The 25,342-nt window shown below is 70.8% G+C and carries 23 protein-coding genes; 9 read left to right on the top strand and 14 right to left on the bottom strand.

What is annotated here, in order from left to right; all coding sequences use genetic code 11:
* Positions 1-13: 13 nt before the first annotated feature.
* The 4 genes from ACZ7L1_RS04490 to ACZ7L1_RS04475 form a co-directional block, all read right to left on the bottom strand.
* Positions 14-244 (bottom strand): hypothetical protein, encoded by a 231-nt coding sequence (locus ACZ7L1_RS04490; RefSeq protein ID WP_471434238.1) that lies wholly within the window; start codon positions 242-244, stop codon positions 14-16.
* 87 nt (positions 245-331) lie between these two features.
* The gene (gene araD / locus ACZ7L1_RS04485; protein ID WP_471434104.1) at positions 332-2,053 is read right to left on the bottom strand and encodes an L-arabinonate dehydratase; all 1,722 of its coding nucleotides are present in this window, start codon (positions 2,051-2,053) and stop codon (positions 332-334) included.
* Positions 2,050-2,958 (bottom strand): dihydrodipicolinate synthase family protein, encoded by a 909-nt coding sequence (locus tag ACZ7L1_RS04480; protein WP_471434102.1) that lies wholly within the window; start codon positions 2,956-2,958, stop codon positions 2,050-2,052. The genes araD and ACZ7L1_RS04480 overlap by 4 nt, the downstream gene beginning before the upstream one ends.
* Entirely contained in the window at positions 2,955-3,632 is a 678-nt protein-coding gene (locus ACZ7L1_RS04475) for a GntR family transcriptional regulator (RefSeq protein ID WP_471434100.1), read from the bottom strand. The genes ACZ7L1_RS04480 and ACZ7L1_RS04475 overlap by 4 nt, the downstream gene beginning before the upstream one ends.
* Before the next feature lie 307 nt (positions 3,633-3,939).
* Here ACZ7L1_RS04475 and ACZ7L1_RS04470 point away from each other — a divergent pair, with 307 nt between their 5' ends.
* Positions 3,940-4,338 carry a group I truncated hemoglobin gene (locus tag ACZ7L1_RS04470; RefSeq protein WP_471434098.1) on the top strand — a complete coding sequence of 133 codons (399 nt, stop codon included), beginning with the start codon at positions 3,940-3,942 and terminating at the stop codon, positions 4,336-4,338.
* A gap of 63 nt (positions 4,339-4,401) precedes the next feature.
* On the opposite strand, the gene ACZ7L1_RS04465 is transcribed toward ACZ7L1_RS04470, so the two are convergent.
* From ACZ7L1_RS04465 to ACZ7L1_RS04455, 3 genes are all read right to left on the bottom strand, one after another.
* Positions 4,402-4,743: a DUF6010 family protein gene (locus tag ACZ7L1_RS04465; RefSeq protein ID WP_471434096.1), complete on the bottom strand. Its 342-nt coding sequence runs from the start codon at positions 4,741-4,743 to the stop codon at positions 4,402-4,404.
* A 133-nt stretch (positions 4,744-4,876) separates the two neighbouring features.
* Positions 4,877-6,040, bottom strand: coding sequence for a hypothetical protein (locus ACZ7L1_RS04460; protein ID WP_471434095.1), 1,164 nt, complete (start codon positions 6,038-6,040; stop codon positions 4,877-4,879).
* Positions 6,037-6,978, bottom strand: a complete 942-nt coding sequence (locus ACZ7L1_RS04455) for a 5-dehydro-4-deoxyglucarate dehydratase (RefSeq protein ID WP_471434093.1) — start codon at positions 6,976-6,978, stop codon at positions 6,037-6,039. The genes ACZ7L1_RS04460 and ACZ7L1_RS04455 overlap by 4 nt, the downstream gene beginning before the upstream one ends.
* Positions 6,979-7,255: 277 nt before the next feature.
* Here ACZ7L1_RS04455 and ACZ7L1_RS04450 point away from each other — a divergent pair, with 277 nt between their 5' ends.
* The 7 genes from ACZ7L1_RS04450 to ACZ7L1_RS04420 all read left to right on the top strand — a co-directional run bounded on the left by ACZ7L1_RS04450 (position 7,256) and on the right by ACZ7L1_RS04420 (position 14,741).
* A complete protein-coding gene (locus ACZ7L1_RS04450; RefSeq protein WP_471434091.1) occupies positions 7,256-8,065 on the top strand; it encodes an NAD-dependent epimerase/dehydratase family protein in 810 nt (269 codons plus the stop codon).
* A 252-nt stretch (positions 8,066-8,317) separates the two neighbouring features.
* On the top strand, positions 8,318-9,088 hold the full coding sequence (locus ACZ7L1_RS04445; protein WP_471434089.1) for a DeoR/GlpR family DNA-binding transcription regulator: 771 nt from the start codon (positions 8,318-8,320) through the stop codon (positions 9,086-9,088).
* A 93-nt stretch (positions 9,089-9,181) separates the two neighbouring features.
* Positions 9,182-10,552 (top strand): ABC transporter substrate-binding protein, encoded by a 1,371-nt coding sequence (locus ACZ7L1_RS04440; RefSeq protein ID WP_471434088.1) that lies wholly within the window; start codon positions 9,182-9,184, stop codon positions 10,550-10,552.
* Positions 10,549-11,487: a carbohydrate ABC transporter permease gene (locus ACZ7L1_RS04435; protein WP_471434086.1), complete on the top strand. Its 939-nt coding sequence runs from the start codon at positions 10,549-10,551 to the stop codon at positions 11,485-11,487. Before ACZ7L1_RS04440 ends, ACZ7L1_RS04435 begins: the two co-directional genes overlap by 4 nt.
* Entirely contained in the window at positions 11,484-12,344 is an 861-nt protein-coding gene (locus ACZ7L1_RS04430) for a carbohydrate ABC transporter permease (protein WP_471434084.1), read from the top strand. The genes ACZ7L1_RS04435 and ACZ7L1_RS04430 overlap by 4 nt, the downstream gene beginning before the upstream one ends.
* On the top strand, positions 12,341-13,330 hold the full coding sequence (locus ACZ7L1_RS04425; RefSeq protein ID WP_471434082.1) for a zinc-dependent alcohol dehydrogenase family protein: 990 nt from the start codon (positions 12,341-12,343) through the stop codon (positions 13,328-13,330). The genes ACZ7L1_RS04430 and ACZ7L1_RS04425 overlap by 4 nt, the downstream gene beginning before the upstream one ends.
* 214 nt (positions 13,331-13,544) lie before the next feature.
* The gene (locus ACZ7L1_RS04420) at positions 13,545-14,741 is read left to right on the top strand and encodes a TerD family protein (RefSeq protein WP_471434232.1); all 1,197 of its coding nucleotides are present in this window, start codon (positions 13,545-13,547) and stop codon (positions 14,739-14,741) included.
* A gap of 72 nt (positions 14,742-14,813) precedes the next feature.
* Here ACZ7L1_RS04420 and ACZ7L1_RS04415 read toward each other — a convergent pair whose 3' ends face one another.
* The 4 genes from ACZ7L1_RS04415 to ACZ7L1_RS04400 form a co-directional block, all read right to left on the bottom strand.
* On the bottom strand, positions 14,814-15,380 hold the full coding sequence (locus ACZ7L1_RS04415) for a TetR/AcrR family transcriptional regulator (RefSeq protein ID WP_471434081.1): 567 nt from the start codon (positions 15,378-15,380) through the stop codon (positions 14,814-14,816).
* Between the two features lie 338 nt (positions 15,381-15,718).
* Complete coding sequence (locus ACZ7L1_RS04410; RefSeq protein WP_471434079.1) at positions 15,719-17,305, bottom strand: TROVE domain-containing protein; 1,587 nt, start codon at positions 17,303-17,305, stop codon at positions 15,719-15,721.
* Positions 17,306-17,812: 507 nt separating this feature from the next.
* A complete protein-coding gene (locus ACZ7L1_RS04405; RefSeq protein WP_471434078.1) occupies positions 17,813-19,258 on the bottom strand; it encodes an alkaline phosphatase PhoX in 1,446 nt (481 codons plus the stop codon).
* A gap of 238 nt (positions 19,259-19,496) precedes the next feature.
* A complete protein-coding gene (locus tag ACZ7L1_RS04400; protein WP_471434076.1) occupies positions 19,497-20,924 on the bottom strand; it encodes a hypothetical protein in 1,428 nt (475 codons plus the stop codon).
* 309 nt (positions 20,925-21,233) lie between these two features.
* Here ACZ7L1_RS04400 and ACZ7L1_RS04395 point away from each other — a divergent pair, with 309 nt between their 5' ends.
* On the top strand, positions 21,234-23,060 hold the full coding sequence (locus tag ACZ7L1_RS04395) for an endonuclease/exonuclease/phosphatase family protein (protein ID WP_471434074.1): 1,827 nt from the start codon (positions 21,234-21,236) through the stop codon (positions 23,058-23,060).
* Positions 23,061-23,073: 13 nt separating this feature from the next.
* Here ACZ7L1_RS04395 and ACZ7L1_RS04390 read toward each other — a convergent pair whose 3' ends face one another.
* The 3 genes from ACZ7L1_RS04390 to ACZ7L1_RS04380 all read right to left on the bottom strand — a co-directional run bounded on the left by ACZ7L1_RS04390 (position 23,074) and on the right by ACZ7L1_RS04380 (position 25,293).
* Positions 23,074-23,820 carry an SRPBCC family protein gene (locus ACZ7L1_RS04390; protein ID WP_471434072.1) on the bottom strand — a complete coding sequence of 249 codons (747 nt, stop codon included), beginning with the start codon at positions 23,818-23,820 and terminating at the stop codon, positions 23,074-23,076.
* Positions 23,821-23,834: 14 nt separating this feature from the next.
* Complete coding sequence (locus ACZ7L1_RS04385) at positions 23,835-24,464, bottom strand: ArsR/SmtB family transcription factor (RefSeq protein WP_471434070.1); 630 nt, start codon at positions 24,462-24,464, stop codon at positions 23,835-23,837.
* 124 nt (positions 24,465-24,588) lie between these two features.
* Entirely contained in the window at positions 24,589-25,293 is a 705-nt protein-coding gene (locus ACZ7L1_RS04380; protein ID WP_471434068.1) for an antibiotic biosynthesis monooxygenase, read from the bottom strand.
* Positions 25,294-25,342: the final 49 nt, after the last annotated feature.

Below are 25,342 nucleotides of genomic sequence, written 5' to 3'. Positions count from 1 at the left end.
GTGACCTCCCGGGTCAGTTCATGGTCGCGCCGATGGTGGTGCCGCCCGTGGTCAGGAAGGTGGTGTCGGGCAGGGAGCCGTCGGACTTGCGGGCGTTGTACGTGGTCGACGCCGCGGCCGTGTCCGCGGGCCCCGGCGAGTACGACGGGCAGTGCGGCTGCGGCTTGGGCCATGGCTGTTCTCCGTTCGCAATGGGGCGAGTACAGAGGATGCAGGAAGCGCTTGCTATCCACACATGGTTCAAGCGCTTCGACAGGTGATCGACGTGGTGGTGCGCTCAGCCCGGGGTCCTGCGGTGGCGCGCGCGAAGGCCCGGGGGTCGTGCGGTGCGTCAGCCGGCGTACGGGTCCGGGACCTGGCCGGGCCGGGCCAGGAACTCAAAGTCGCAGCCGGTGTCTGCCTGGGTGATCTGGGAGTTGTAGAGCACGCCGTAGCCGCGCTCGTACCGCACGGGCGGCGGCGTCCACTCCGCCCTGCGGCGCCTGAGCTCCGCGTCGTCCACGTTGAGCTGGAGGGTGCGGGCCTCGATGTCGAGGGTGATGCCGTCCCCGGTGCGCACCAGGGCCAGTGGTCCGCCGATGTACGACTCGGGCGCCACGTGCAGCACGCACGCGCCGTAACTCGTGCCGCTCATCCGGGCGTCGGAGATCCGCACCATGTCCCGCACGCCCTGCTTGAGCAGGTGGTCCGGGATCGGCAGCATCCCGTACTCGGGCATCCCGGGGCCGCCCTTGGGTCCTGCGTTGCGCAGCACCAGCACGCTGTCGGCGGTGACGCCGAGGTCCGGGTCGTCGATGGTGCGCTGCATGGTCCGGTAGTCGTCGAAGACGACCGCGGGACCGGTGTGCTTGAGCAGGTGCGGTTCCGCCGCGATGTGCTTGATGACGGCGCCGTCCGGGCAGAGGTTGCCGCGCAGGACGGCGACGCCGCCCTCGCGGGCGACCGGGTTGTCGCGGGGCCGGATGACGTCGTCGTTGTGGACCTGCGCGCCCGCGATCTGCTCGCGCAGGGTGTCGTGGGAGACCGTCGGCCGGTCCAGGTGCAGCAGGTCCGGGATCCGGGAGAGGAACCCGGGCAGGCCACCGGCGAAGTGGAAGTCCTCCATCAGGTACCGCTCGCCGCCGGGCCGGACGTTGGCGAGCACGGGGACCGTGCGCGCGATGCGGTCGAAGTCGTCGAGCGTGAGCTTGACCCCGGCCCGTCCGGCCATGGCGATCAGGTGGATGACGGCATTGGTGGAGCCGCCGAGCCCGAGGACCGTCGTCACCGCGTCCTCGAACGCCTCAGGGGTGAGGATGTCGGACAGCTTCCGGTCCTGGTGGACCAGTTCGACGATCCTCAGACCCGCAGCGGCGGCCATCCGGTCGTGCCCCGAGTCGACGGCGGGGATGCTGGACGCACCCGGGATCGTGACACCGAGCGCTTCGGCGGCGGCCGTCAGCGTGGACGCCGTCCCCATCGTCATGCAGTGCCCGGGCGACCGGGCGAGGCCGCTCTCCAGCTCCTGCATCTCGCAGTCACCGATGAGGCCGGCGCGCTTGTCGTCCCAGTACTTCCACATGTCGGTGCCGGAACCGAGGACCTCGCCCCGCCAGTGGCCCGGCAGCATCGGCCCCGCGGGCACGAAGATCGTGGGCAGGTCGACGCTCGCGGCCCCCATGAGCAGCGCGGGCGTGGACTTGTCGCAGCCGCCCATCAGCACGGCCCCGTCGACCGGGTAGGACCGCAGCAGTTCCTCGGTCTCCATCGAGAGCAGGTTGCGGTAGAGCATCGGGGTCGGCTTCTGGTAGGTCTCGCTGAGCGTGGAGACCGGGAACTCCAGCGGGAAGCCGCCCGCCTGCCACACGCCCCGCTTCACGGCCTGCGCGCGATCCCTCAGATGCACATGGCAGGGGTTGATGTCGGACCAGGTGTTCAGGATGGCGATGACGGGCTTGCCCAGGTGCTCCTCGGGCAGATAGCCGAGCTGTCGCGTGCGGGCCCGGTGGCTGAAGGAGCGCAGCCCGTCGGTGCCGTACCACTGGTGGCTTCTGAGCTGTTCCGGCTTCTTCATACGGACCACCCGGCGGCTATGGCGGCGACCTCCGCACGCTCCTCCTCGGGCAGCGCCCTGCTCGGCGGGCGCACGTCCCGGCGGCACAGTCCGAGGGAGGCGAGGGCCTCCTTGACGACGGTGACGTTGTCGGCGGAGCCGTTCGCGGCGCGCAGCTCCTCGAAGCGGCGGACCTGTTCCCACACCTTCATGGCGGCCGGGTAGTCACCCGATCGAAGCGCTTCGATCATGTTCAGCGAGACGGACGGGGCGACGTTCACGAGCCCGGAGGTGAAGCCCGTGGCGCCCGCCGAGAAGTAGGAGGGTGCGTACGGTTCGGCGAGGCCCGCCACCCATACGAACCGGTCCAGGCCGGCGTCGCGGGCGAAGGCCGCGAACTCGGCGGCGTCCGGGACGGCGTACTTCACCCCGACGACGTTCGGGCAGTGGTCGGCGAGCTCGGCGAGCCGCCCGCCGGGCAACTGGGCGTTGCGGATATAGGGCACGACGCCCAGTTCGGGCACCGCATCGGCGATCGCGCGGTGGTAGTCGACCCAGCCTGCGGCCGAGACGTACGGGTGGACGGGCTGGTGGACCATGACCATCCGGGCGCCCAGCTCGCGGGCGTGCCGCGCGGAGGCGACCGCGGTGGGCACGTCGTGTCCCACCCCGACCAGGATCGCGGCCCGCTCCCCCGCCTCCTGGACGGTCAGTTCGGTGACGAGGCGCCGTTCCTCGGGAGTGAGGGCGTAGAACTCGCCGGTGTTGCCATTGGGCGTCAGGGTCCTCACCCCGCCGTCGAGCAGGCGACGCAGCAGGGCCCGGTGGGCGTCCTGGTCCACGCGACCGTCCTCGGTGAACGGGGTCACCGGGATCGCCACCACGTCGGCGAGGGCCGCCCGCTGGGTCTCGAACGTCGTTGTCATGCCTGACCGTCCTCTCCCTGGGCCTCCGGCTCCGCTGCTTCGCTCGCGGGGAAGGCCCGTCGCACGAACGACGCGATGTGGGCGTGGAGGGCGCTCGCCGCACCGTCGGCGTCGCCTCCGAGGGCGAGCCGCAGGATCTCCCGGTGCTCGGTGGCCTCCCGCTCCCAGGAGGGGTCGGCGGCCCAGGCGACGGCGGAGACGAGGGCGGCCTGGTCGCGGACCTCGTCGAGCATCCGGCCGAGCAGCGGGTTGCCGCACGGCAGGTACAGGGCGCGGTGGAACTCCCGGTTGGCCAGGGAGCGTTCGGCGGTGTCGTTCGCCTCGTCGGCCCGCTGCAGCGCGTCACGCGCGGCGTCCAGGGAGGCACCGCGCCGCACCGAGCGCCGCAGCGCCTCCGGCTCCAGGAGCAGCCGGACGTCGTAGACCTCGCGCGCCATGTCCGCGTCCACCATGCGCACCGTGACGCCCTTGTACTGGCTCATCACGACGAGCCCGGTCCCGGCCAGGGTCTTGAGCGCCTCGCGCACGGGGGTCTTCGACACCCCGAACTGTGCGGCGAGTTCGGTCTCCACCAGGGCCTGGCCGGGCGTCAGCTGCCCGGTGAGGATGCGGTGTTTGATCCCCTCCAGCACGTACTGCGTGCGGGAGGGGATCGGCGTGGGCACAGAGGTCATGCGCGCCTCTCGGATGTCGCGTATGCGATGTCGCGTATCTGATCTCGCGTATCTGATCTCGCGTATCGCGTCTCATATATGACGTACGAAGTACGACGCGTCGAAGGTAGGAGCGGCTCTGTGTTTCGTCAATGCTTCGAGCAAAGGGAGTTGCAGGAAGAACTTGCGCGTGACGGGTGGTCACTCGCCGCGTTAACAGCTCGTTGAAGGCGGCTCAACGTCCGTCCCGGGGCCGCGGGAGAACGACTTGACGGCCGGGAAACGCCTGGCACACGGCGATGCAAGACCACGGGCGGAGCCTGGGGTCATGTTGGAATCCACCGCCCCGGAGCCCGCCGCGCCTGCGGCGGAGACCACCGTCTTCGAACGGATCGGCGGCGAGACCGCCGTCGCAGCCGTGGTCGACATCTTCTACGACAAGGTGCTCGCCGACCCCGAGTTGGCAGCCTGGTTCGGCGGCGTCGACATGGACCGCCTGAAGCGACACCAGCGCCTGTTCGTCGGCCAGGCGCTCGGCGCGAAGCGCCCGTACCCGGGCCGCGCGATGCGCGCGGCGCACGCGGGCCTGGCGATCACCGACGCCGCGTTCGACAAGGTCGTCCAGCACCTGGCCGCCTCGCTGGCCGAGGCGGGGGTGGACGCGCCCACGATCGACACCATCGCGGCGGTACTGCTGCCGCTGAAGGAGGAGATCGTCACGGCCTGACGGCGCAGACCGCGAGGGGCGGGGTGGTTCGCACCGCCGCCCCTCGTCACCGCCACGTCCCGGTCAGGCGGCCGCCGGTTCGTGGGCGTGCGCGGACCGCCCGCCGCGCAGCAGCTCACGCGGTGAGCGCCCGTCCCCCAGGCACCACAGCGCGATCACCGGTTCGCAGATCGCGCAGCCCGGCGACGAGTTGTGGCCGAAAGGGACGATGGGGTTGCCTTTGAGGTGGTGTACGACGTCCCACGCGGTGTGCAGCAGCCAGCCGATGCCGATCCACGTCCGCGACCCGGTGACGCTGGTGTGCAGCGCGGCCATCGGTGCCGGACTGCCGTGTGTCCTGATCGTGGCGTTCACCGTGGTGCAGCGCGAGACGCCGGGCCCGCTGCTGGGCCGTGCGGCCACCACGGCGAACACGCTGCTGTTCGGGCCGAAGGCGGTCGGGCCGGCCGTCGGGGCGGGGGCTCGTCGAACTGGTCGGCCACCGGCCGGCGCTGGTGGTGCGGGGCCTGGCCGCGCCGGTGGCGACGGCGCCGCTGCTTCAGAGCCCCGCGAGAGCCTCCCGCACGGCATCGAGGTCGCCGTCGGACGCCAACCCCGCGTGATAAAGCCGCAGTTCGGTCGCTCCCAGCTCGGCAGCGCCCCGGGCGTCCCGGGCGAGTGTCCCCGGGCTGCCGCCCATGCCGGAGACCACGGTGAAGTTGGCCGCGAGGACGGCACCCGTCCGGTTCTGTTCGGCGAACGGGGTCAGCAGGCCGGCGCCGCCCGTGCAGGGCACCACCACACCGTCCGCCACGGACAGGATGTGCGCGGGGTCGACGCCCGCGTTGGCGCCGCAGTGGTACGAGACCGGGTCCGCGTGCAGCAGCACCTGGAAGCCGTCGGGCGCGGCCGCCCGGACCGCTGCCACGGCCTCCTCCTGGAGCGTGCGGGCGGTGGTGTCGCGCCACGCGCGCGTGGCGGCCGCTTTCGACTCACCGAGAAGCTTCCCGACGCCCGCCCAGCCCCCGTCGGAGGGCGCTCCGCGCCACACCGGTTCCAGTGCCGCCCGTACCGCCGCGGCCAGTTCGTCGGCATCCGGTCCGTGCCGTCCGTAGCCCTCACGGCAGCTCGGGCAGAAGCACAGGGACATGAGGTACTGCCCTGCGTCCCCGAGCGGCATGCCGCCGATCTTGTCGTGGGCGTGCAGGTGCGCCAGTCCGTACCAGCCGAGCGACTCGAGCTCGGTGCCGCGCGCGCCGGGCCGTACGGCCGCCTCCGCCGCCAGGTCGACGAGGTACGCGCGCGTGGCGGGCTGTGCGATGCACGGCGCCCAGGGGTAGCGGTCGCCGTAGGCGTTGACCACACAGGTGCCGGGATGCTCCTCGCCCAGGCGGGAGTTGTGCGCCAGCACCACCCAGGTGTGCACCTCCAGCCCGGCCGCGGTGAGCGCGCGGGCCGCCTCGCCGAAGGCGTCGCCCGGGGCCCAGTCGCCGGCCGGGAAGGGGCGCAGGGAGCGGCCCTCCCAGCGCGCGTCCGCCGGGTAGAGCACGGCCGCGTGGCGGGCGGTCACGATGCGGTGGCGCGGGTGCCGGGGCGTGAGGGCGCGTGTGGAGTGGTACGCCGAGGCGAGGGTCGCCTGCCGGACGCCCAGCGCGGCGATGCGGTCCGGGGCCTTGGGGTCCCCGTTGACATCCCAGGGGTAGACGAACGCCGACGCCTTCACATGCCCTCCTCGAGCAGCGCGTATCCGCGGTCGATCAGCGCGGCGAGCTGTTTGACGTGGTCCTCGGACGGCTCGTGCAGGGGCGGCCGCACCTCGCCGACATCGAGGCCACGCAGCCGTACGGCCGCCTTGACGAGGGACACGGCGTAACCGCGGCCGCGGGAGCGCAGTTCGACGAACGGGCGGTAGAAACCGTCGAGGAGCCGGTTCACGGTGGCGTCGTCGCCCGAGGCGAGCGCGCGGTGGAAGGCGAGGGCGATCTCCGGGGCGAAGCAGAACACGGCGGACGAGTACAGCGTGACGCCGATGCCGCGGTAGGCGAGCTGCGTCTGCTCGGCGGTCGGCAGGCCGTTGAAGTAGAGGAAGTCGCCGGGGACCTCGCTGCGCACGGCGCTGACGATGCGCTGCATCAGGTCCAGGTCGCCGAGCCCGTCCTTGAGGCCGATGACACCGTCCGTACGGGCGAGTTCCACCACCGTCCGGGGCGTGAACACGGCGTTGTCACGCTGGTAGACGACGGTCGGCAGCGAGGTCGCGGCGGCCAGCTCCCGGTAGTGCCGCAGCAGCCCCTCCTGGCCCGCGACCACCAGGTAGGGGGGCATGGCGAGCAGCCCGTCCGCCCCGGCGCCCTCCGCGAGCTTCGCGTAGCGCACGGCGAGCGCGGTCCCGTAACCCGCGCCCGCCACGACCGGAACCCGTCCGTCCGTGGCCTCGACGGCCGCCCGTACGCAGGCCTCGAACTCCTCGGGCGTGAGCGCGTGGAACTCACCCGTGCCGCAGCACGCGAACACGGCGGCGGCGCCCGCCTCCACGCCCCTGCGCACATGGGCGCGGTAGACGTCGAGCGCGAGGGAGCCGTCGGGCCCGTACGCGGTGACGGGGAAGAACAGCGGCCCGCTCGGGACGCTGAGTCGAGCGGCGAGAGGGGCTGACGTCACGGGCTCTCCCTTGAACAGGCGCTCCTACGCGGACCGACGCGCGCTCCCGAGTGGACCACACCCCGGATAGGTGCACGTTTATGATCCGTGTCCATATCTCTGAACGAATCCACGCTATGGGGCCACCTCAGGGCGGGTCAAGCGTGCATTCGGGCAAGTCAGGGGTGGATTCCGTACTTCCGCGCCACACTTGACGGGCCGGGTGGACACTCCCTAGCGTGTCCATGAATGTGAATCCTGTGCACGAATGCGGCCGTTGATCTCAAGGAGACCGAGGATGCCCGCTCCCCGCACCGTTCTGCTCACCGGCGCCGCCGGCGGACTCGGCACCCTGATGCGGGGACTGCTGCCCCAGTACGGCTACGAGCTGCGCCTCCTCGACCTGCGGCCGATCGAGGGCGAGCCGGAGGCGATCACCGCGGACCTCGCGGACAAGGACGCCGTGCGCGAGGCCGTACGGGGCGTCGACGCGATCATCCACCTCGCGGGCATCTCCCTTGAGTCCACGTTCGAGAAGATCCTCAAGGCGAACATCGAGGGCACGTACAACGTGTACGAGGCGGGGCGCGAGGAAGGCGTAGGCCGGATCGTGTTCGCCTCCTCCAACCACGCGGTCGGCTTCACCCCGCGCCCCCAGGGCGAGGACCCGCTGATCCCGATCGACACCCCCCGCCGTCCCGACACCTTCTACGGACTGTCCAAGTCCTTCGGCGAGGACCTGGCCCAGTTCTACTGGGACAAGCACGGCCTGGAGACCGTGTCGGTGCGCATCGGCTCCTGCTTCCCCGAGCCCACCAGTGTCCGCATGCTCTCCGTCTGGATGAGCCCCGAGGACGGCGCCCGCCTCTTCCATGCGGCCCTGACCGCCGAGGACGTCGGACACACCGTCGTCTACGGCTCCTCGGCCAACACCCGCCTGTGGTGGGACCTGACCACCGCCCGGGCCCTCGGTTACGAGCCGCAGGACGACTCCGAGCCGTACGCCGAGAAGCTCCTCGCCGAGCAGGGCGAGCTGGACCCGGGCAATCCGGCGCACGCGCACCTGGGCGGCCACTTCGTCACGGACCCGCCCATCTGGCCGTACTGAGACGACCGACTCCAAGGGCGGGCACCGAACGGGCCCGCCCGCGCCGCTTTTCGGGCACGGCGGCTGCCCGATCCCACCGGCCGCCCCACTTCACCGCAGGTACGGGACGGGCACGCTTTCCGCCAAGCGGGCCGGATCGGGCACACTCGATCGCGCAACAGACCTGGTCAGCGCCGCACACCCGCTGTAGAAAATCTCCCATGGGCCCCACCGGGCCCGAACGGGCACACCTGAGCGGAGGCGGGAGGCGCGATGACGGCCAGGACCGCGGAAGAACGGCAGCGTGAGATCGTCAAGGCCGCCCGTCGCACGGGCTCGGTCGACGTCACCACGCTCGCCGCCGAACTGGGCGTCGCCAAGGAGACCGTACGACGCGATCTGCGCGCCCTGGAGGACCACGGGCTGGTCCGCCGCACCCACGGCGGCGCCTACCCCGTGGAGAGCGCCGGCTTCGAGACGACCCTCGCCTTCCGCGCCACCAGCCACGTACCCGAGAAGCGGCGGATCGCGGCCGCCGCGTCCGAGCTGCTCGGGGACGCCGAGACGGTCTTCGTCGACGAGGGCTTCACCCCCCAGCTCATCGCCGAGGGGCTGCCCCGGGACCGGCCGCTGACCGTGGTCACCGCGTCCCTGGCCACCGCGGGCGCGCTCGCCGAGGCCGAGAACACCACCGTCCTGCTGCTGGGCGGCCGGGTGCGGCACGGCACGCTCGCCACCGTCGACCACTGGACGACGAAGATGCTCGCCGGTTTCGTCATCGACCTGGCGTACATCGGCGCCAACGGCATCTCCCGCGAACACGGCCTGACCACCCCGGACCCGGCGGTCAGCGAGGTCAAGGCACAGGCGATCCGCGCCTCCCGCCGCACGGTGTTCGCGGGGGTGCACACCAAGTTCGGCGCGGTCAGCTTCTGCCGGTTCGCGGAGATCGGCGCGCTGGAGGCGATCGTCACGAGCACGCTCCTGCCGACGACCGAGGCGCACCGCTACTCACTACTGGGCCCGCAGGTCATCCGGGTCTGAACCGACCGAGAACATCTGAAGGCCCAACCCCCTCCCCAGGGACGTTCACGCCCCAACGCGCCCCTTATCTCCCCCTAAGTCCAGGAGCGATCCATGCGCACCCAGAGCCGACGGAGGCCGCGAGCCATGCTCGCCATGGCCGCCGCAGGGACGCTGCTCGCCCCGCTGCTTTCCGGCTGCTGGGTCGGAGCAGGCGGGTCCGGTTCCGGCGGCAACTCCATCAACGTCCTGATGGTCAACAACCCGCAGATGGTGGAGTTGCAGAAGCTCACCGCCGCACACTTCACCAAGGACACCGGCATCAAGGTGAACTTCACCGTGCTGCCGGAGAACGACGTCCGCGACAAGATCAGCCAGGACTTCGCCAACCAGGCGGGCCAGTACGACGTCGCCACCCTCAGCAACTACGAGATACCGATCTACGCCCGCAACGGCTGGCTGCAGGACATGGACGCGTATGTGGCCAAGGACCGCGTCTACGACGAGCAGGACGTCCTGGCGCCCATGCGCCAGTCGCTGACCGGTGACGACGGCAAGCTGTACGGACAGCCGTTCTACGGCGAGTCGTCCTTCCTCATGTACCGCAAGGACGTCTTCGCCGAGAAGGGCCTGACGATGCCCGCCCACCCCACCTGGCAGCAGGTCGCCGACCTCGCCGCCAAGGTGGACGGCGCGAAGCCGGGGATGCGGGGCATCTGTCTGCGCGGCCTGCCCGGCTGGGGCGAGCTCATGGCGCCGCTGACGACGGTCGTGAACACTTTCGGCGGCACCTGGTTCGACAAGCACTGGAAGGCGCACCTGGACTCCCCCGAGTTCGCGAAGGCGACGAAGTTCTACGTCGACCTCGTCCGCACGCACGGGGAGTCGGGCGCCGCGCAGTCCGGGTTCGCCGAGTGCCTCAACAACATGACCCAGGGCAAGGTCGCCATGTGGTACGACGCCACCTCCGCGGCCGGCTCCCTGGAGGCCTCCGGCTCCCCCGTCAAGGGCAAGCTCGGCTACGCGCCCGCCCCCGTGGAGGAGACCAGGTCCTCCGGGTGGCTCTACACCTGGGCCTGGGGCATCCAGAAGACGTCCCGCAACCCCGACAAGGCCTGGAAGTTCGTCTCCTGGGCGTCCAGCAAGCAGTACGAACAACTCGTCGGCGCCACCAGCGGCTGGGCCGACGTTCCGGCGGGCAAACGCGCCTCCACCTACGAGAACGCCGACTACCGCAAGGCCGCCGCCTCCTTCCAGGAGATGACCCGCGAGGCCATCGAGGGCGCACGGCCCCGCGACCCCGGCGTGCAGCCGCGCCCCGCGCCCGGCATCCAGTTCGTCGGCATCCCCGAGTTCACCGACCTCGGCACCAAGGTCTCCCAGGAGATCAGCGCGGCCATAGCCGGACGTCAGTCCGTCGAGTCGGCCCTGAAGAAGTCCCAGAAGCTCGCCGAGCAGATCTCCAAGGAGTACGAGGGACGATGACCGCCACGACCACGGCCCCCGTGGCCGCCACTCCCGTACGCACCGCGCACCAACCGTCGGCCCGGCTGCGAGCCTGGGCCACGCGGGCCCCGCTGCTGCCCGCCCTGATCTTCATGATCGTCGTGACCCAGCTGCCGTTCGTGGCGACGCTGGTGATCTCCTTCTTCGACTGGAACGCCCTCTACCCCAAGGCCCGCCACTTCGCCGGCGTCGACAACTACCGTCAGGTCCTCACCGATCCGGACCTGCGCCACTCGGTGTGGACGACGGTCCTGCTGACGGTCGCGGTGGTGCTGGTCAGCCTGGTCCTGGGCCTCGCGCTGGCGCTGCTCCTGGACCGGAAGTTCCGCGGCCGGGGCATGGTGCGCACCCTGCTGATCGCACCCTTCCTGGTGGTCCCCGTGGCGGCGGCCCTGCTCTGGAAGCATGTGCTCTACAACCCTGAATACGGCCTGTTCAACGGGTTGCTGCACTATGTGGGCGGCCCCCAGCCGGACTGGATCTCGGGCACCCCGCTGCTCGCGGTCGAGGCCTCCCTCGTCTGGCAGTGGACACCGTTCATGATGCTGATCCTGCTGGCCGGTCTGCAGAGCCGCGACCACCAGCAGATCGAGGCCGCGCGGGTGGACGGCGCGAGCGACTGGCAGATCTTCCGTCACCTGACGCTCCCGCACCTGCGCCGCTATCTGGAACTCGGCGCACTGCTGGGCTCGATCTACATCGTCCAGAACTTCGACGCGGTCTTCACGCTCACCTCGGGCGGCCTGGGCACCGCGAACCTCCCCTACACCGTCTACCAGACCTTCTACCAGGCCCATGAGAACGGCCTCGCCTCGGCCGCCGGCGTCCTGGTCGTCATCGGTTCGATCATCATCGCGACCTTCGCCCTGCGCGTGGTGTCGTCCCTGTTCCGCGAGGAGGTGTCCCGCGCATGAGCGCCGTCGCCGCACACACCGCCACCGTACGCCCCCGCCGTCGCCGCGGAGTCGGGCTCGGCCTGCTGGCCTGGCTGGCCGGTCTGCTGTTCTTCCTGCCCATCGCCTGGATGGCCCTGACGTCGTTCCACTCGGAGGCGGACGCGGCCACGAATCCCCCGTCCTTCGGGGCCGCCCTGACCCTGGACGGCTACCGCGACTTCTTCGGCGTGGGAGGCGGCGCGAGCCCCTGGCCCGCCCTGATCAACTCGACGGTGGCGTCGTTGGTGTCGACGCTGTGCGTGCTGTTGCTGGCGCTGCCCGCGGCCTACGCGCTCTCCATCAGCCGGGTGAGGAAGTGGACTGACGTCCTGTTCTTCTTCCTGTCCACCAAGATGCTGCCGGTGGTGGCGGGCCTGCTGCCGATCTACCTGTTCGCGAAGAACGCCGGGATGCTCGACAACATCTGGCTGCTCGTCATCCTCTACACGTCCATGAACCTGCCGATCGCGGTGTGGATGATGCAGTCGTTCCTCGCCGAGGTGCCGGTCGCGGTGATCGAGGCGGCTCGGGTGGACGGCGCGCGCCTGCCGACGGTCCTGGCGCGGGTGGTGGCCCCGATCGCGCTGCCGGGCATCGCGGCAACCGCGTTGATCTGCTTCATCTTCAGCTGGAACGAGTTGCTCTTCGCCCGGGTGCTCACCGGCGTGGTGGCCGAGACGGCCCCCGTCTTCCTGACCGGCTTCATCACCAGCCAGGGCCTGTTCCTGGCGAAGGTGTGCGCCGCGTCGCTCGTCATCTCCCTGCCGGTGCTCGCCGCTGGGTTCGCCGCCCAGGACAAACTGGTCCAGGGCCTGTCGTTGGGAGCCGTGAAATGAAGGCCGCCGTCATCGAGTCCGTGGGCCGCGCCGTCGTCTGCGAGGTCCCGGACCCGACGCCCGGACCGCGCGAGGTCGTCGTCGAGGTCGCGGCCTGCGGACTGTGCGGCACCGACCTGCACATCCTCCAGGGCGAGTTCGCGCCCAAGCTGCCGATCGTACCCGGGCACGAGTTCGCGGGCGAGGTCGTCGGGGTGGGTACGCAGGTCACGGAGCTGGCGGTCGGCGACCGGGTCGCCGTGGACCCGTCCCTGTACTGCTACGAGTGCCGGTACTGCCGTACGGGCCACAACAACCTGTGCGAGCGGTGGGCGGCGATCGGGGTGACGACGGCCGGCGGTGCCGCGCAGTACGCGGTGGCGCCGGTGGCGAACTGCGTGAAACTCCCGGAGCATGTCCGCACCCAGGACGCGGCGTTGGTGGAGCCCCTGTCGTGCGCGGTGCGCGGCTACGACGTCCTGCGGTCCCGTCTCGGGGCACACGTCCTGATCTACGGCTCGGGAACGATGGGCCTGATGATGCTGGAGCTGGCGAAGCGGACGGGTGCGGCGAGCGTGGACATGGTGGACGTCAACCCGGCGCGACTGGAGACGGCACGGCGGCTGGGTGTCTCGGGCTCGGCGGCGAACGCGGACGAACTGGACCGCCCGCAGGGCTGGGATGTGGTGGTGGACGCCACAGGGAACGCGGCGGCGATCCAGGACGGCCTGGGGCGGGTGGCGAAGGCGGGGACGTTTCTGCAGTTCGGGGTGGCGGACTACGCGACGCGGGTGACGATCGACCCGTACCGCATTTACAACCAGGAGATCACCATCACGGGCTCGATGGCGGTGCTGCACAGCTTCGAACGGGCGGCCGAGCTGTTCGCGAACGGGGTGTTGAACCCTGAGGTGTTCATCAGCGACCGCCTGCCTCTGGAGCGGTATCCGCAGGCGCTGGAGCAGTTCGCGGCGGGGGTGGGACGCAAGATCGTGGTGGTGCCTTAGCGGATGCGGCGTGGATGGTTTGCGCCGGCGCCGCCCCCGCCCTTCCCGTCCCCGGTGGCCGGCCACCGGGGACGGGAAGGCCGGCGTCGGGGTTGAAGGGGCGGAGCCCCTGGAGGTGGGACGGGCAGGGGCGGCGAGGGCGAGGACCACGCGGAGGCGCATCGGGTAAGGGAACGGTAAAGCGACCTCGCTCGTTACCCCTGGCATGACAGCTATGACCCCCGGCTCGAACCTCCCCCTCGGCGTCCCACGCGTGACCGTCGACGTCGCCGCCCCGGTGCGGCTCGACGTGTCCGCCCTGCTGCTCACCGCCGACGGCAAGGTGCGCTCCGACGACGACTTCATCTTCTACAACCAGCCGATGGGCCCGGGTGTCACCTACCGCTCCGGCGGCGGCACGAGCCCCGACTCGATCACCGTCGACACCGCCTCCGTACCCCCGGGCATCGAGAAGATCGTGGTCACCGCGAGCCCGGACACCGCCGGACAGACCTTCCAGGGCATCGAGCCGACGGCCACGCTCCGCAACGCGGACGACAACAGCGTGCTGGCCACCTTCACGCCGCCGCAGCTCGGCACCGAGACGGCACTGGCGGTCATGGAGATCTATCTGCGGGGCGGCGCGTGGAAGGCCCGCGCCGTCGGCCAGGGGTACGCCAACGGCCTCGCGGGCATCGCGACCGACTTCGGCGTCACGGTGGAGGAACCGGCCGCGCCCCCACAGTCCGTCGCCCCGCCGCAGACCGTTCCCCCGGCACCCGTCGCTCCGCCGCAGACCGTTCCCCCGGCACCCGTCGCTCCGCCGGAGCCGCCCACCCCGCTCCCCGGCGCCGGAAAGATCAACCTCGACAAGGGCCGCGTCAGCCTCCAGAAGAACCAGACCGTGTCCCTCGTCAAGGGCGGCCGCCCGCTGCTCTCCCAGGTCAGGATGGGCCTCGGCTGGGAGCCCGCCTTCCAGGGCAAGGACATCGACCTGGACGCGTCCGTCATCGCCTACGGCCCGCAGCGCAACCACATCGACAGCTGCTACTTCGGCAAGCTGACCATCCTCAACGGCGCGATCAAGCACTCCGGGGACAACCTCACGGGCGAGGGCGGAGGCGACGACGAGGTCATCGCCGTCGACCTCGGGCGCCTGCCCCAGGAGGTCACGGGCCTGGTCTTCACCGTGAACTCGTTCTCCGGCCAGAAGTTCACGGAGGTCGCCAAGGCGTACTGCCGCCTCGTGGACGCCGCCACCGACCAGGAGCTGGTGCGTTTCGACCTCACGAGTGCGGAGTCGCAGACGGGCGTGATGATGGCCAAGCTCGTCCGCCAGTTCTCCGGCGAGTGGGACATGACCGCGATGGGCGACTTCGTCAAGGCCCGCACGGTACGGAACATGGTCAAGCCGGCGGCGGAGGCGCTGTAGACGGTCGTACGGCAGCCACCACACTCGCGGGTACCCTTCGGCGGGGCGCCCGCGGGCGCGGCAGCCGGGGGTCTACGGCCGCAACCCCTCCGTCAGCAGCGACAGGTAGCGACGGATGTAGGCGCCCTGACCGTTCGCCAGTTCCGAGGCGACGGCGATGCCGTGGGCCAGCCGCAGCACCTCGATCGGCTCGATGTCGGCCCGCAGGGTCCCCTCCCGCTGCGCCGCCTCCACCAGTCGTGACGCCGCCTCCTTCATCGAGGTGCCGCACGCGGTGACCGCGGCGGAACTGCCGTCCGTGACGGCCGAGCCCAGCAGGGCCTTCATTCCCCGGACCTGGATGGTCCCGACACACAGCTCGTTCAGCCACTCCACCAGCGCCTCGCCCGGCGGAAGCTCCTTCGCGAGCTCGTCGGCCCGGGTCGCGATCGCCTCGATCCGGTCGACGTACGCGGCCTCCAGCAGCGCCTGGCGGTTCGGGAAGTGCCGGTACAGCGTGCCCGACCCGACCCCCGCCCGCTTCGCGATGTCGTCGAGCGACGCGTTCTCGCCATGCTCGGCGAAAGCCTCGGCCGCCACCTTCAGCAACCGCTCGTAGTTGCGCCGCGCGTCCGCTCGCATGGGCCTGACCTGCGCCATCCAGACACTCCTTGCGAACCGGGGGCTCTCTCCGTATTTTATCCGACACTTGAACCGGAGACAGTCCCCGGTTACCTCGGCCGAGTGAACGGAGCCCCACGGTATGCCCCCCGCCGCCCCCGCCGCCCTCGGCCCCCGAGACCTTCTCCCCCGCTACCGACGAGCCATGGTCGACAAGTCGGCAGACGACCTGGCCGACCTGTACTCGGTCGATGCCGTCCATGAGTTTCCGTTCCTCTTCCCGGGCATGCCCGCGCGCTATCAGGGACGCGAAGAGGTGCGCGCGGGGTACGGGGCCGCCCCTCGTGAAGGCACGGGCCACGATCGTCGAGCGGCGGTCAGACCGCCGCCCACGGCCAGTCGGCGTCCCGGGCGGCTTCCAGCAGCGGCACCATCCGGAAGGCCGCGTCCGACAGGCCGCCGAAGGTGTGCCTGCTGCCCGTTCCGGACGGGCCGTGACCCACCCGGTATCCGGCCAGGTTCCAGGTGTAGACCGGGATGTGCGCCGGGACCTGCTGGGTCGGGTCGCCGTGCCGGTTGTAGCCGTACTGCTCGTCGGTGACGATCAGCACCCGGTCCTGCCCCCGGTAATGCGCGCGGATCGCGCTGGTGGTGTCGGTACCGCCCAGGTCGCCGAAGCGGCCGAGGACCTTCAGCACCGACTCGCCCTTGCGGAACGTCAGCCGCTTGCTGGTCGTGCCGAACTCGACGAGGTCCGCCTCCGCCGCCCGCAGCGCGAGCGCCGTACCGAAGATCGCAGCCGCGTCGGCGCGGTTCAGCTCCGAGCGGTCCGAAAGCCGGGAGCAGAACATCGAACCCGATCGGTCCACGAGCACCAGCGTGCGGCCGGGCAGCGCGGGCACGTTGGCCAGCGAGTGGCCGAGCGCCTGCTCCAGCGGGTACGACCAGCGCAGCGACGGCGCGTGCCGGTACGCGGCGAGGTACCGGAAGGGGAACTGCCGCGAGCGCGCGACCTCGGCCGGGTCGCTGATCCGGGCCGCGACCTGCGCCGCGACCTCGTCCGAGACTCCGGCCGCGTCGAAGTTCCGCAGATTGCGCACCAGCGCCATCGCACCCATGGACGGGATCACGGCTTCCCAGGCCGCCTTGTCCATCGGTCCCTGCAGCCAGCCGGCCAGCGCCTCCCACGTCATCCCGGCCGCTGCAAGCCGCTCGGCGCCACCGGGCCCGGTGACGACCGCTCGCCGCCGCTCGACGGGCAGCGACATCAGCTCGCGGTGCGCGGTGAGTACGCGGGCCGAGGCGGGCGGCACCGCGGTGTCCGGGCTGTGTCGGCGGTCCAGCGCGTAGTGGAACAGGTCGCCCTGCCACGGCTTGCCGGGGTCCGGCGCGGCGTGCACCAGGTTGAGGATGTCGCCGAAGCGGTAGCCCTTCGAGGCGGTGTCGTACTTCAGCAGCGCCTTGCCCGTGTAGAGGCGTCGCACGGCGTCGGCGATGCCGCGCTTGACCGGCTTGGGGACGGCGCGGCCGTACAGGGCGGTCCAGTAGGCGAGCAGCTCGCCGGGCTCGTCGGGGCGCTGGAGGACGGAGTTCACGACCTGGCGGTTCGACGGGCCGTCGGTGACTCCCGCGTCGAGCCGCGCCTTCACGTACTCGGCGGCGCCCACGATCGAGGCCGTCCGCAGGTTGCCCTCGCCACGCAGCCAGCCGAGCAGGCCGGCGGTCCACGAGGGGTCGGTGACGGCGAGTTCGCGCACGAGCTTCGCGAACCGGTCGTCGCGGTCGGCGCCGGACTCGTAGAAGGTCTGCTGCGAGACGAAGTTCGAGACCGAGAGCAGAAACAGCTCGGAGCGTGCGTCTCGCTCACGGCCTCGGCCGCCCTGGTACGTACGGAGCACACGTCCCGTGGACGTCACCCGCGAAGTGGGCTGCGCCTTTGCGGCTCTCGTGTTGAATCGCGCCATGGTGAATTCCCCCGAATTCCTGACTGTTTCGGAGGGAGGCGCAGCAAAAGGGAAGTGCCCGAGTTCAGGGGTCGGCGACGGGACTGTTCATCAGGCGCGTCTTCCATTTCCGCCACACCGACCCCGAGTCGATGACGGGATTCGAACCCGCAACATACCTGATCCCGAAGTATCCGCTGCCTGCGCACCGGGCACTCACCATGTGCTGCGCCTCCCGAGATCAAGTCGGCGGCGGCATCGGATTCTTTGTAGAGAAGAAGTAGCCGCAGCCCGCGCACCGGGAGGTGCGTGAAGTTGTGGTGTCCAGAGATCGAGGTCGGCGGAACCGACAAGGTGCTCTAACCCCTGAGCTACACCGGCTCGCGGTACCGGTGGCGGGACTCGAACCCGCGGCCGCCCCATTATCAGTGGAAGTAGGTCCTGCCTTCGCACCTGGACGTGCATCACTCTAGGAGGCGTACCGCGGGCCGGGCGAACGAATTAATTGTCGCCGGAAGTCGCCGGCGTTCAGTCGCGCTTCTGCCGCTTCCAGGGCCCCGTGATCGCCAGCATGATGCCGGGCTCCTGGATGTTGGCGTACAGGGTCCTGCCGTCGGGCGAGAAGGTGACGCCGGTGAATTCGCTGTACTCCGGCTCGTCCTCGGTGCCGATGTTCAGTTCGTTGCGGGCGATGGGGTACGTGCGGCCGCCGTCGGTGGCGCCGAAGAGGTGCTGGACGCCCTCGCCGTCCTCGGCGATGACCAGGCCGCCGTACGGGGAGACGGTGATGTTGTCGGGGCCGTCGAAGTTGCCGTCCTCGGCCGGGTCCGGGTTCACGCCGAGCAGGACCTTCAGGGTGAGGGTGCGGCGCTTGGGGTCGTAGAACCAGACCTGGCCGTCGTGCTGGACGGGGCTCTCCTCGCGGGCGTAGGAGGAGACGATGTACCCGCCGCCGTCACCCCACCACATGCCCTCCAGCTTGCGGGCGCGGGTGCTCTCGCCGTCGGCGAACTGCTTGCGCACCGGGACCGTCTTCGCGTCGCGGTCCGGGACGTCGATCCAGTCGACGCCGTAGACGGTGCCGGTCTTCGTGGCACGGGAGAGGTCGTCGACGAACCTGCCGCCGGAGTCGAAGCACTTGAAGGCCTGCAGGCGACCCGCGTCGTCCGCGAGGGCGCGCAGCTTGCCGCGGCCGTGCTCGAAGCCCTCCGGCGGGGTCCAGCGGTACAGCAGGCCGTTGGGACCGGAGGCGTCCTCGGTCAGGTAGAGGTGGCCGCGCTTCGGGTCGACGACGACGGCCTCGTGGGCGTAGCGGCCGAGCGCCTTGATGGGCTTGGGGTCACGGTTGGCGCGCCGGTCGGCGGGGTCCACCTCGAAGACGTAGCCGTGGTCCTTGGTCATGCCGTTCTGGCCGGCCTTGTCCTCGGTCTCCTCACAGGTCAGCCAGGTCCCCCAGGGTGTGTTGCCGCCGGCGCAGTTGGTGGAGGTCCCCGCGATGCCGACCCACTCGGCGACGTGGTCGTGGCGGACCTCGACGACGGTGCAGCCGCCGGACGCGGCCGGGTCGTAGACGAGGCCCTCGGTGAGCGGTACCGGGTACTTCCACTTGGCGCGGGGGCCCTTGAGCTCGTGGTTGTTGACGAGGAGGGTGGCGCCGCGGGGGCCGGGGAAGGTGGAGGTGCCGTCGTGGTTGGACGGGGTGAACTCGCCTGATTCCAGCTTGGTCCTGCCGCTGTAGGTGATGACGCGGTACGAGAAACCGGCGGGCAGGGCGAGGATGCCGTTCGGGTCGGGGACGAGCGGTCCGTAGCCCACGCCGTCGTGCCGCTGCTCCTCGTGGCCGTCCGTGGTCCCACTGTCGGTGGACGCGAGGGCGTTCGGAGCGGTGGCGAGGGCGCCGACACTGCCGGCCAGGGCGATGCCGGCACCGGTGAGCGCGGACTGCCTGGCGAAATCCCTGCGGTTGAGCGACATGCTGTCTCCTGTGGGAGGGGAGGGAGTCGGTCGGGGGGTGGTTGCGGCGGACCTCCACTGGGCGCACACGCTCGCGCTCGCTCCTGAACTCCCGTTGAACGGCGGCCGACGGCTGGGCACGCTTTTCCATGAATCCGCAAAGCACAGCCCTGGCGGGACGGCGCGCACACCAATGCCGGGCAATGCCACGGCAACGTCCCGCCCCGTCACGCACCAAGCAGGGCCACGGCGCCGACGGTCAACCCCCCTGCTGCGACCGCGCCTTGAACGCCGCCTTCCTCGCCTCCTTCGCCACCTTCTTGTCCGGGTGCAGGCGCCCCATCGCCTCCAGGACGTCCGCAGTCGCCGGATGGTCCACCCGCCAGGCCGTGGCGAAGAAGCCGCCGTGCTGGGCCGCCAGGCCCTCCACCAGGCCCTGCAGTTCCTCCGAGTTGCCCTCGGCCGCCAGTTGCGCGGCCAGCGTGTCGATGGTCAGCCAGAACACCATCGACTCCGGCGGTGCCGGCACCTCCGCCGCTCCGCGCTCGGTGAGCCACACCCGTGCCAGGCCGCCCAGTTCCGCGTCGTCCAGCACCTCACGCAGCGCGGGCTCCGCCTGGAGTCCGACGAGGGACAGCGCCTGCTGGCAGCGGAGCCGGCGCAGGGGCGCTCCGGCGTCCGAGCCCCGCGCCGCGGCCAGCAGCTCCCGCGCCGCCGTCAGCGGTTCCCGGCGTGCCAGCCACTGCTCCGTCTCCGCCTGCGCGGCCGCCGGCGGAAACCCCGACGTGCCGTCGAGCAGGGCGTCCGCGCCCTTGTCGGCCAGCTCCCCCACCGCGGGCGCCGTCATCCCGGCCTCCTGCAGCCGGATCCGCATCCCGTACAGCCCGAGCGGCGTCAGCCGTACCATCCCGTACCGGCTGACGTCCGTCACGTCGACGGCCGCCGTGGACTCGTCCTCGGCGTCGGTCATCAGCGCCTCGTCGACCGGCTGGAAGTCGACGAGCCCGATGGGCTCAAGGATCCGGAACTGGTCGTCCAGCCGCATCATGGCGTCCGAGACCTGCTCCAGGACGTCGTTGGTGGGTTCGCCCATGTCGTCGGGCACGATCATCGACGCGGCGAGGGCGGGCAGCGGCACCGCGCTCTCGCCGGGCCCCTCCTCACTGACCGTCAGCACGTAGAGGTTGCCGAGCACTCCGTCGAGGAACTCGGCCTCCGCCTCCGGGTCCCAGTCGAGGGAGGACAGGTCGATCCCGCCGTCCTCCCCCATGGCGTCGACGAGCCCGTCCAGCTCGGGCACGCTCGCGTCGGCGAGCACGGCCTCGAGCGCGCCCAGCCACACGCCGAGCACGTCGGCCGGGCTGCCGGAGGTGAGCAGTGCGAGGTCGGCGCCGGTGGCGACCGTCCCCTCCTCCTGGTCGACGACCTGGACGAGGCCGGCGTCGACGGCGACCCGCCAGGCCTCGCTCGCGCCGGCGGCGGCCTCCTCACCGGTCAGCCCGAGGACCTCGGCCGCGGCGGGCAGCTGCTCCTCGACCAGCTCGCCCCCGGGGCCGACGCGCGTGTCCGGTCCGGCCCAGCGGGCGAGCCGGGCGGCGCGGGAGAGCAGGGGTGTGGCGAGCGCGTCCCGTGCGAGCTCCGCCTCGGAACGCAGCCGGACCGGCGGCAGGAGGGAGCTGTGTGACATTCGCTGGGTCTCCTTGGGGACGTACGTGGGGCCGAGGGGCGCCCCGAAACACACTGCTCAGCCTAGACGGATTTCCACCCATGCCGCCCGGTTCATCTCCTCGCCGGCTGCCGTACATGGCCGAAACCTTGACAACTGGCCTGAGAACACAGGAGATTGACGCGCGTAGAAGTCGGGGGACAGCTGTTCACTGAGGTTCGGTGCCGTCCGTCGCCCGCTACGCGCGTCGCCACCGCCCCACCGGTCGCGGCCCCCGGTTCCACGCTCCACTTCGTCCCGGCGCCCACGTATCTCCCCGGAGGGATTCCGTTGCCGAGCAAGTCTTCTTCGCGGCTCGCCGCGCTCACCGTCGCCGCAGTGTGCTCCGCCGTGTCCGGTGTGGTCCTCACCTCTCCCGCGCACGCGGACACCGTACGCATCCACGACATCCAGGGCACCACCCGGATATCACCGCTCGCGGGCCAGAAGGTCACGGACGTGGCCGGAATCGTCACGGGTGTGCGGACCTACGGCTCGTCGAGAGGGTTCTGGATGCAGGACCCGAACCCGGACGACGACCCGGCCACCAGTGAGGGCGTCTTCGTCTTCACCAGCTCCACCCCGAAGGTCGCGGTCGGCGACGCGGTGACGGTGACGGGCACGGTCTCGGAGTACGTCCCGGGCGGCACCTCGTCCGGGAACCAGTCGGTCACGGAGATCACCAAGCCGACGGTGACGGTCCGTTCCGGGGGCAACGCCGTCCCGGCGCCGGTCGTGATCGACGAGGACTCCGTGCCGGACCAGTACACCCCGGCGGGCGACCCGGCCGCGAACGGCTCGATCAACGGCCTGACGCTTCGGCCGTCGACGTACGCCCTGGACTACTACGAGTCCCTGGAGGGCATGAACGTCCAGGTCGCCGACGCCCGCGTGGTGACCGCCACCGACCCGTACAGCGAGCTGTGGGTCACGGTGAAGCCGCACGAGCACGCGAGCCGACGCGGCGGCACGGTCTACGGCTCCTACGACTCCCAGAACACCGGCCGGCTACAGATCCAGTCCCTCGGCTCGACCGCCGACTTCCCGGAGGCGAACGTCGGTGACACGCTCGCCGGCACCACGACCGGGCCGCTGGACTACAACCAGTTCGGGGGTTACACCCTGGTCGCCGGCCGGCTCGGCACGCTCGAGAGCGGCGGGCTGCAGCGGGAGACCACGCGCAAGCAGGAGCGCGGCGAGCTGGCCGTGGCGACCTACAACGTGGAGAACCTGGACCCGTCGGACCCCACGTTCGCGGCCCACGCCTCCGCGATCGTGAACAACCTGCAGTCGCCGGACATCGTGTCCCTGGAGGAGATCCAGGACGACAACGGCGCCAAGGACGACGGCACGGTCGACGCGAGCCAGACGGTGAACAAGCTGATCGACGCGATCGTCGCGGCGGGCGGCCCGAAGTACGACTGGCGTTCGATCGACCCGGTCAACGACCAGGACGGCGGCGAGCCCGGCGGCAACATCCGCCAGGTCTTCCTGTTCAACCCGGAGCGGGTCTCCTTCACCGACCGGCCGGGCGGCGACTCCACGACGGCCGTGGGTGTCACCAAGGTGCACGGCAAGGCGCAGCTGACGGTGTCGCCCGGTCGTATCGACCCGGCCAGCGGCGCCTGGAAGTCCAGCCGCAAGCCGCTGGTCGGCGAGTTCGTCTTCCGCGGCAGGACGGTCTTCGTGATCGCCAACCACCTCACCTCCAAGGGCGGCGACCAGTCGCTGCACGCGCAGTACCAGCCGCCGACCCGCAGCTCGGAGGTTCAGCGCCACCTGCAGGCCACCGAGGTGAGCACCTTCGTGAAGGACATCCTCGACACGCAGAAGAACGCCGACGTCATCGCGCTCGGCGACATGAACGACTTCGAGTTCTCCGACACCACGAAGATCCTCGAGGGTGACGGCGAGCTGTGGTCGGCGATCAAGTCGCTGCCGAAGAGCGAGCGGTACACGTACGACTACCAGGGCAACGAGCAGGTCCTGGACCAGATCCTGGTCAGCCCGTCGATCCGCCGCGGCTGCGACCTGGACTACGACAGCGTGCACATCAACTCGGAGTTCCACGACCAGATCAGCGACCACGACCCGCAGGTGCTGCGGTTCCGGCCGTAGCCGTCCCCCGGGTTCAGGGCCGGCTGAACACCCCGTCCAGCCAGCCCTGCCAGGCGGCCTCGTTCGCCTTGGCGTCGGCGTCCGGTGCGAAGTCGTGGACGCTGACGCCGACCGGCGCGCCCCAGTGGTTGCGGCCGAAGAAGCGGACGAGGGCGTCGTCGGTGCGCAGTCCGATGAAGTACGGGTTGCGGAAGTCGAGTACCGCGTCGAGGAGTTGGCCCTCCGGGCCGCGGGCCTGGACGCGCGCACCCTCGGGGGTGTCGTCGGTGAGTCCCAGGGCTCGCCCGACGGCGGTGAAGGCGTCGGGCGCGGTGGACGCGTCCGGCCCGTTCAGGGTCGCGAAGGCGACCGGGCGGGGCGCGAAGTGGGTCAGGTACTCGCGCAGGGTGTGCAGGTAGAAGTCGGTGTGCTTGCTCGCGCCGTCGTACTGGTTGTCCCAGTCGTCGGTGAAGATGCCGCTGTGCACGTACCGCACCCAGGCGCGGCGGCCCTCGTCACGCGGCTCGATGGTGTGGTCGAGCTGGTTGACCGACTGGACCGGGAAGCCGACGTCCTCGCTGCGGTTGGTGTAGCGGTGCGGCGGGTCCCAGGCGGTGACCGTGGATCCGAAGGGCCCGCTGCCTCCCACACGGGGCTCGGGCGGGTCCATCGGCCACAGATAACCGCCTGTGCCGGTGGTGATCGCCTCCCACACCTCCTCGGGCGTGGCGTCGACCTCGAACTCGCGGACGATCTCGAATTCCTTGGATTCCTTCGACATGACGGGGCTCCTGCTCACTGGGATTCTTGCGGAGAGTCGAGTTCCGGGGCGATCCCGGTGCGGTCCTTGACCGTGGGGTGGACGGCCACGACGATCCGGTGGTCGCGGCCGCCCTCGGCGTCCGGGGCGTCGTACTTGCGGATCAGGGCGCTGACGCCCGCCGTCAGCTCCTGCGCGAACGCGGCGCGGTCGGCGGCCGAGGCGAAGCGGACCTCGCCGTCGAGGGCGTACGTCGCGAGCCGTTTGCGGGCCTTGGCCGCGCCGGTGACGAGCGAGCCGACGTCGCGCACCAGCCGTGCGCCGAGGGCGAGCAGCCAGCGCGCCGAGAGCTGGTCACGGAAGCGGTCCGGGTCGGGCTGCACGGAGGCGAGCGCCAGCGGACTGATCACGTACGACGCCGCGGTGGCCCGCATCAGCCGCTCGGTGACGTTGCCCTTGCGGCGCTCGCCGGCCAGCTCGACCAGGCCGTGCCGCTCCAGGGCCTTGAGGTGGTAGTTCACCTTCTGCCGGGGCAGCCCGACCTTTCCGGCCAGCATGGTGGCCGACGCGGGCCCCGCCGCCAGCTCGGCGAGCAGCCTGGCGCGGACGGGGTCCAGCGAGACGGCCGCGGCCTCGGGGTCCTCGATCACGGTGACGTCCAACATGGCTCCACCCTCTCACCGAAAACTTTTTTTGTCCAGACGAGGAGACTTTTCGGTGAGAGCGGCGGGCCGGAGGTGGGCGAGGCCGTGAGGGACCGACCGGGAGGGCCGCAGGCTGTCCCGGGTGTCAGTCCGGCAGGAGTCCGAGCGCGTAGTCGTAACGGCTGACGGTGGTGCTCTTGAGTCCCGGCCACGTCTGCACGCGCCTCCACAGCGCCGTGCCGGAACCGATGCCGTCGCCGGGCGCGGCGAGCGCGTCCAGGTGGGCCTGGGCGCTCTCCCACTCGGCGTAGTTGAGGACCCGGGTGCCGTCCGTGCTGAGATGGAAGTGGGCGGAGATGCCGCCGGGATGCGGGTTCGGCTCGCTCCGAAGCGCCTCGACGACGGCGTCGACCCAGGCACGCTGTCGCTGGGGGTCGGGCCCGTCGAACTCGATGTCGACGATCACGATGCACCCGGGCTCGCGCCCCGCCCGGTCGGCCGGACCGTGGCTGCGATAGTGCCGGTAGCGGCCGAGCCGGAGCCGTTCGATGCCCGGTACCGCGGTGTCGATCTCGTCGACGCGTGCCTGCCGCTGCGTCTTGACGTAGGCCTCAAAGGCCTGCTCGTCCACCCAGCGCGAGTGGTGCAACAGGGTGGCGGTGTCGTGCCCGGTGTAGACGTGGTAGCCGAGCAGCCCGTCGGCGGGCCAGGGCCGGCGCTCCCAGGTCTCGGCGATCGCCTCGACCGTCTGCCGCTGCCGCAACGGCGTGCCCACCCTCCAGGTGCTGAAGAAGGGCGCCTGCGCCCTGGAATCCGTGAAGTCGGGGTGCGCGGTGGTACGACGGGTCATGAAAGGCCTCCGTGGTCGGTGCTGCCGCATGCACCGACCACGTTCCGAC

The organism is Streptomyces sp. NPDC107546 (genome assembly GCF_055639175.1).
The sequence above is the reverse complement of the archived record's forward strand: the minus strand, read 5'-3'. Positions and strand labels throughout refer to the sequence as shown.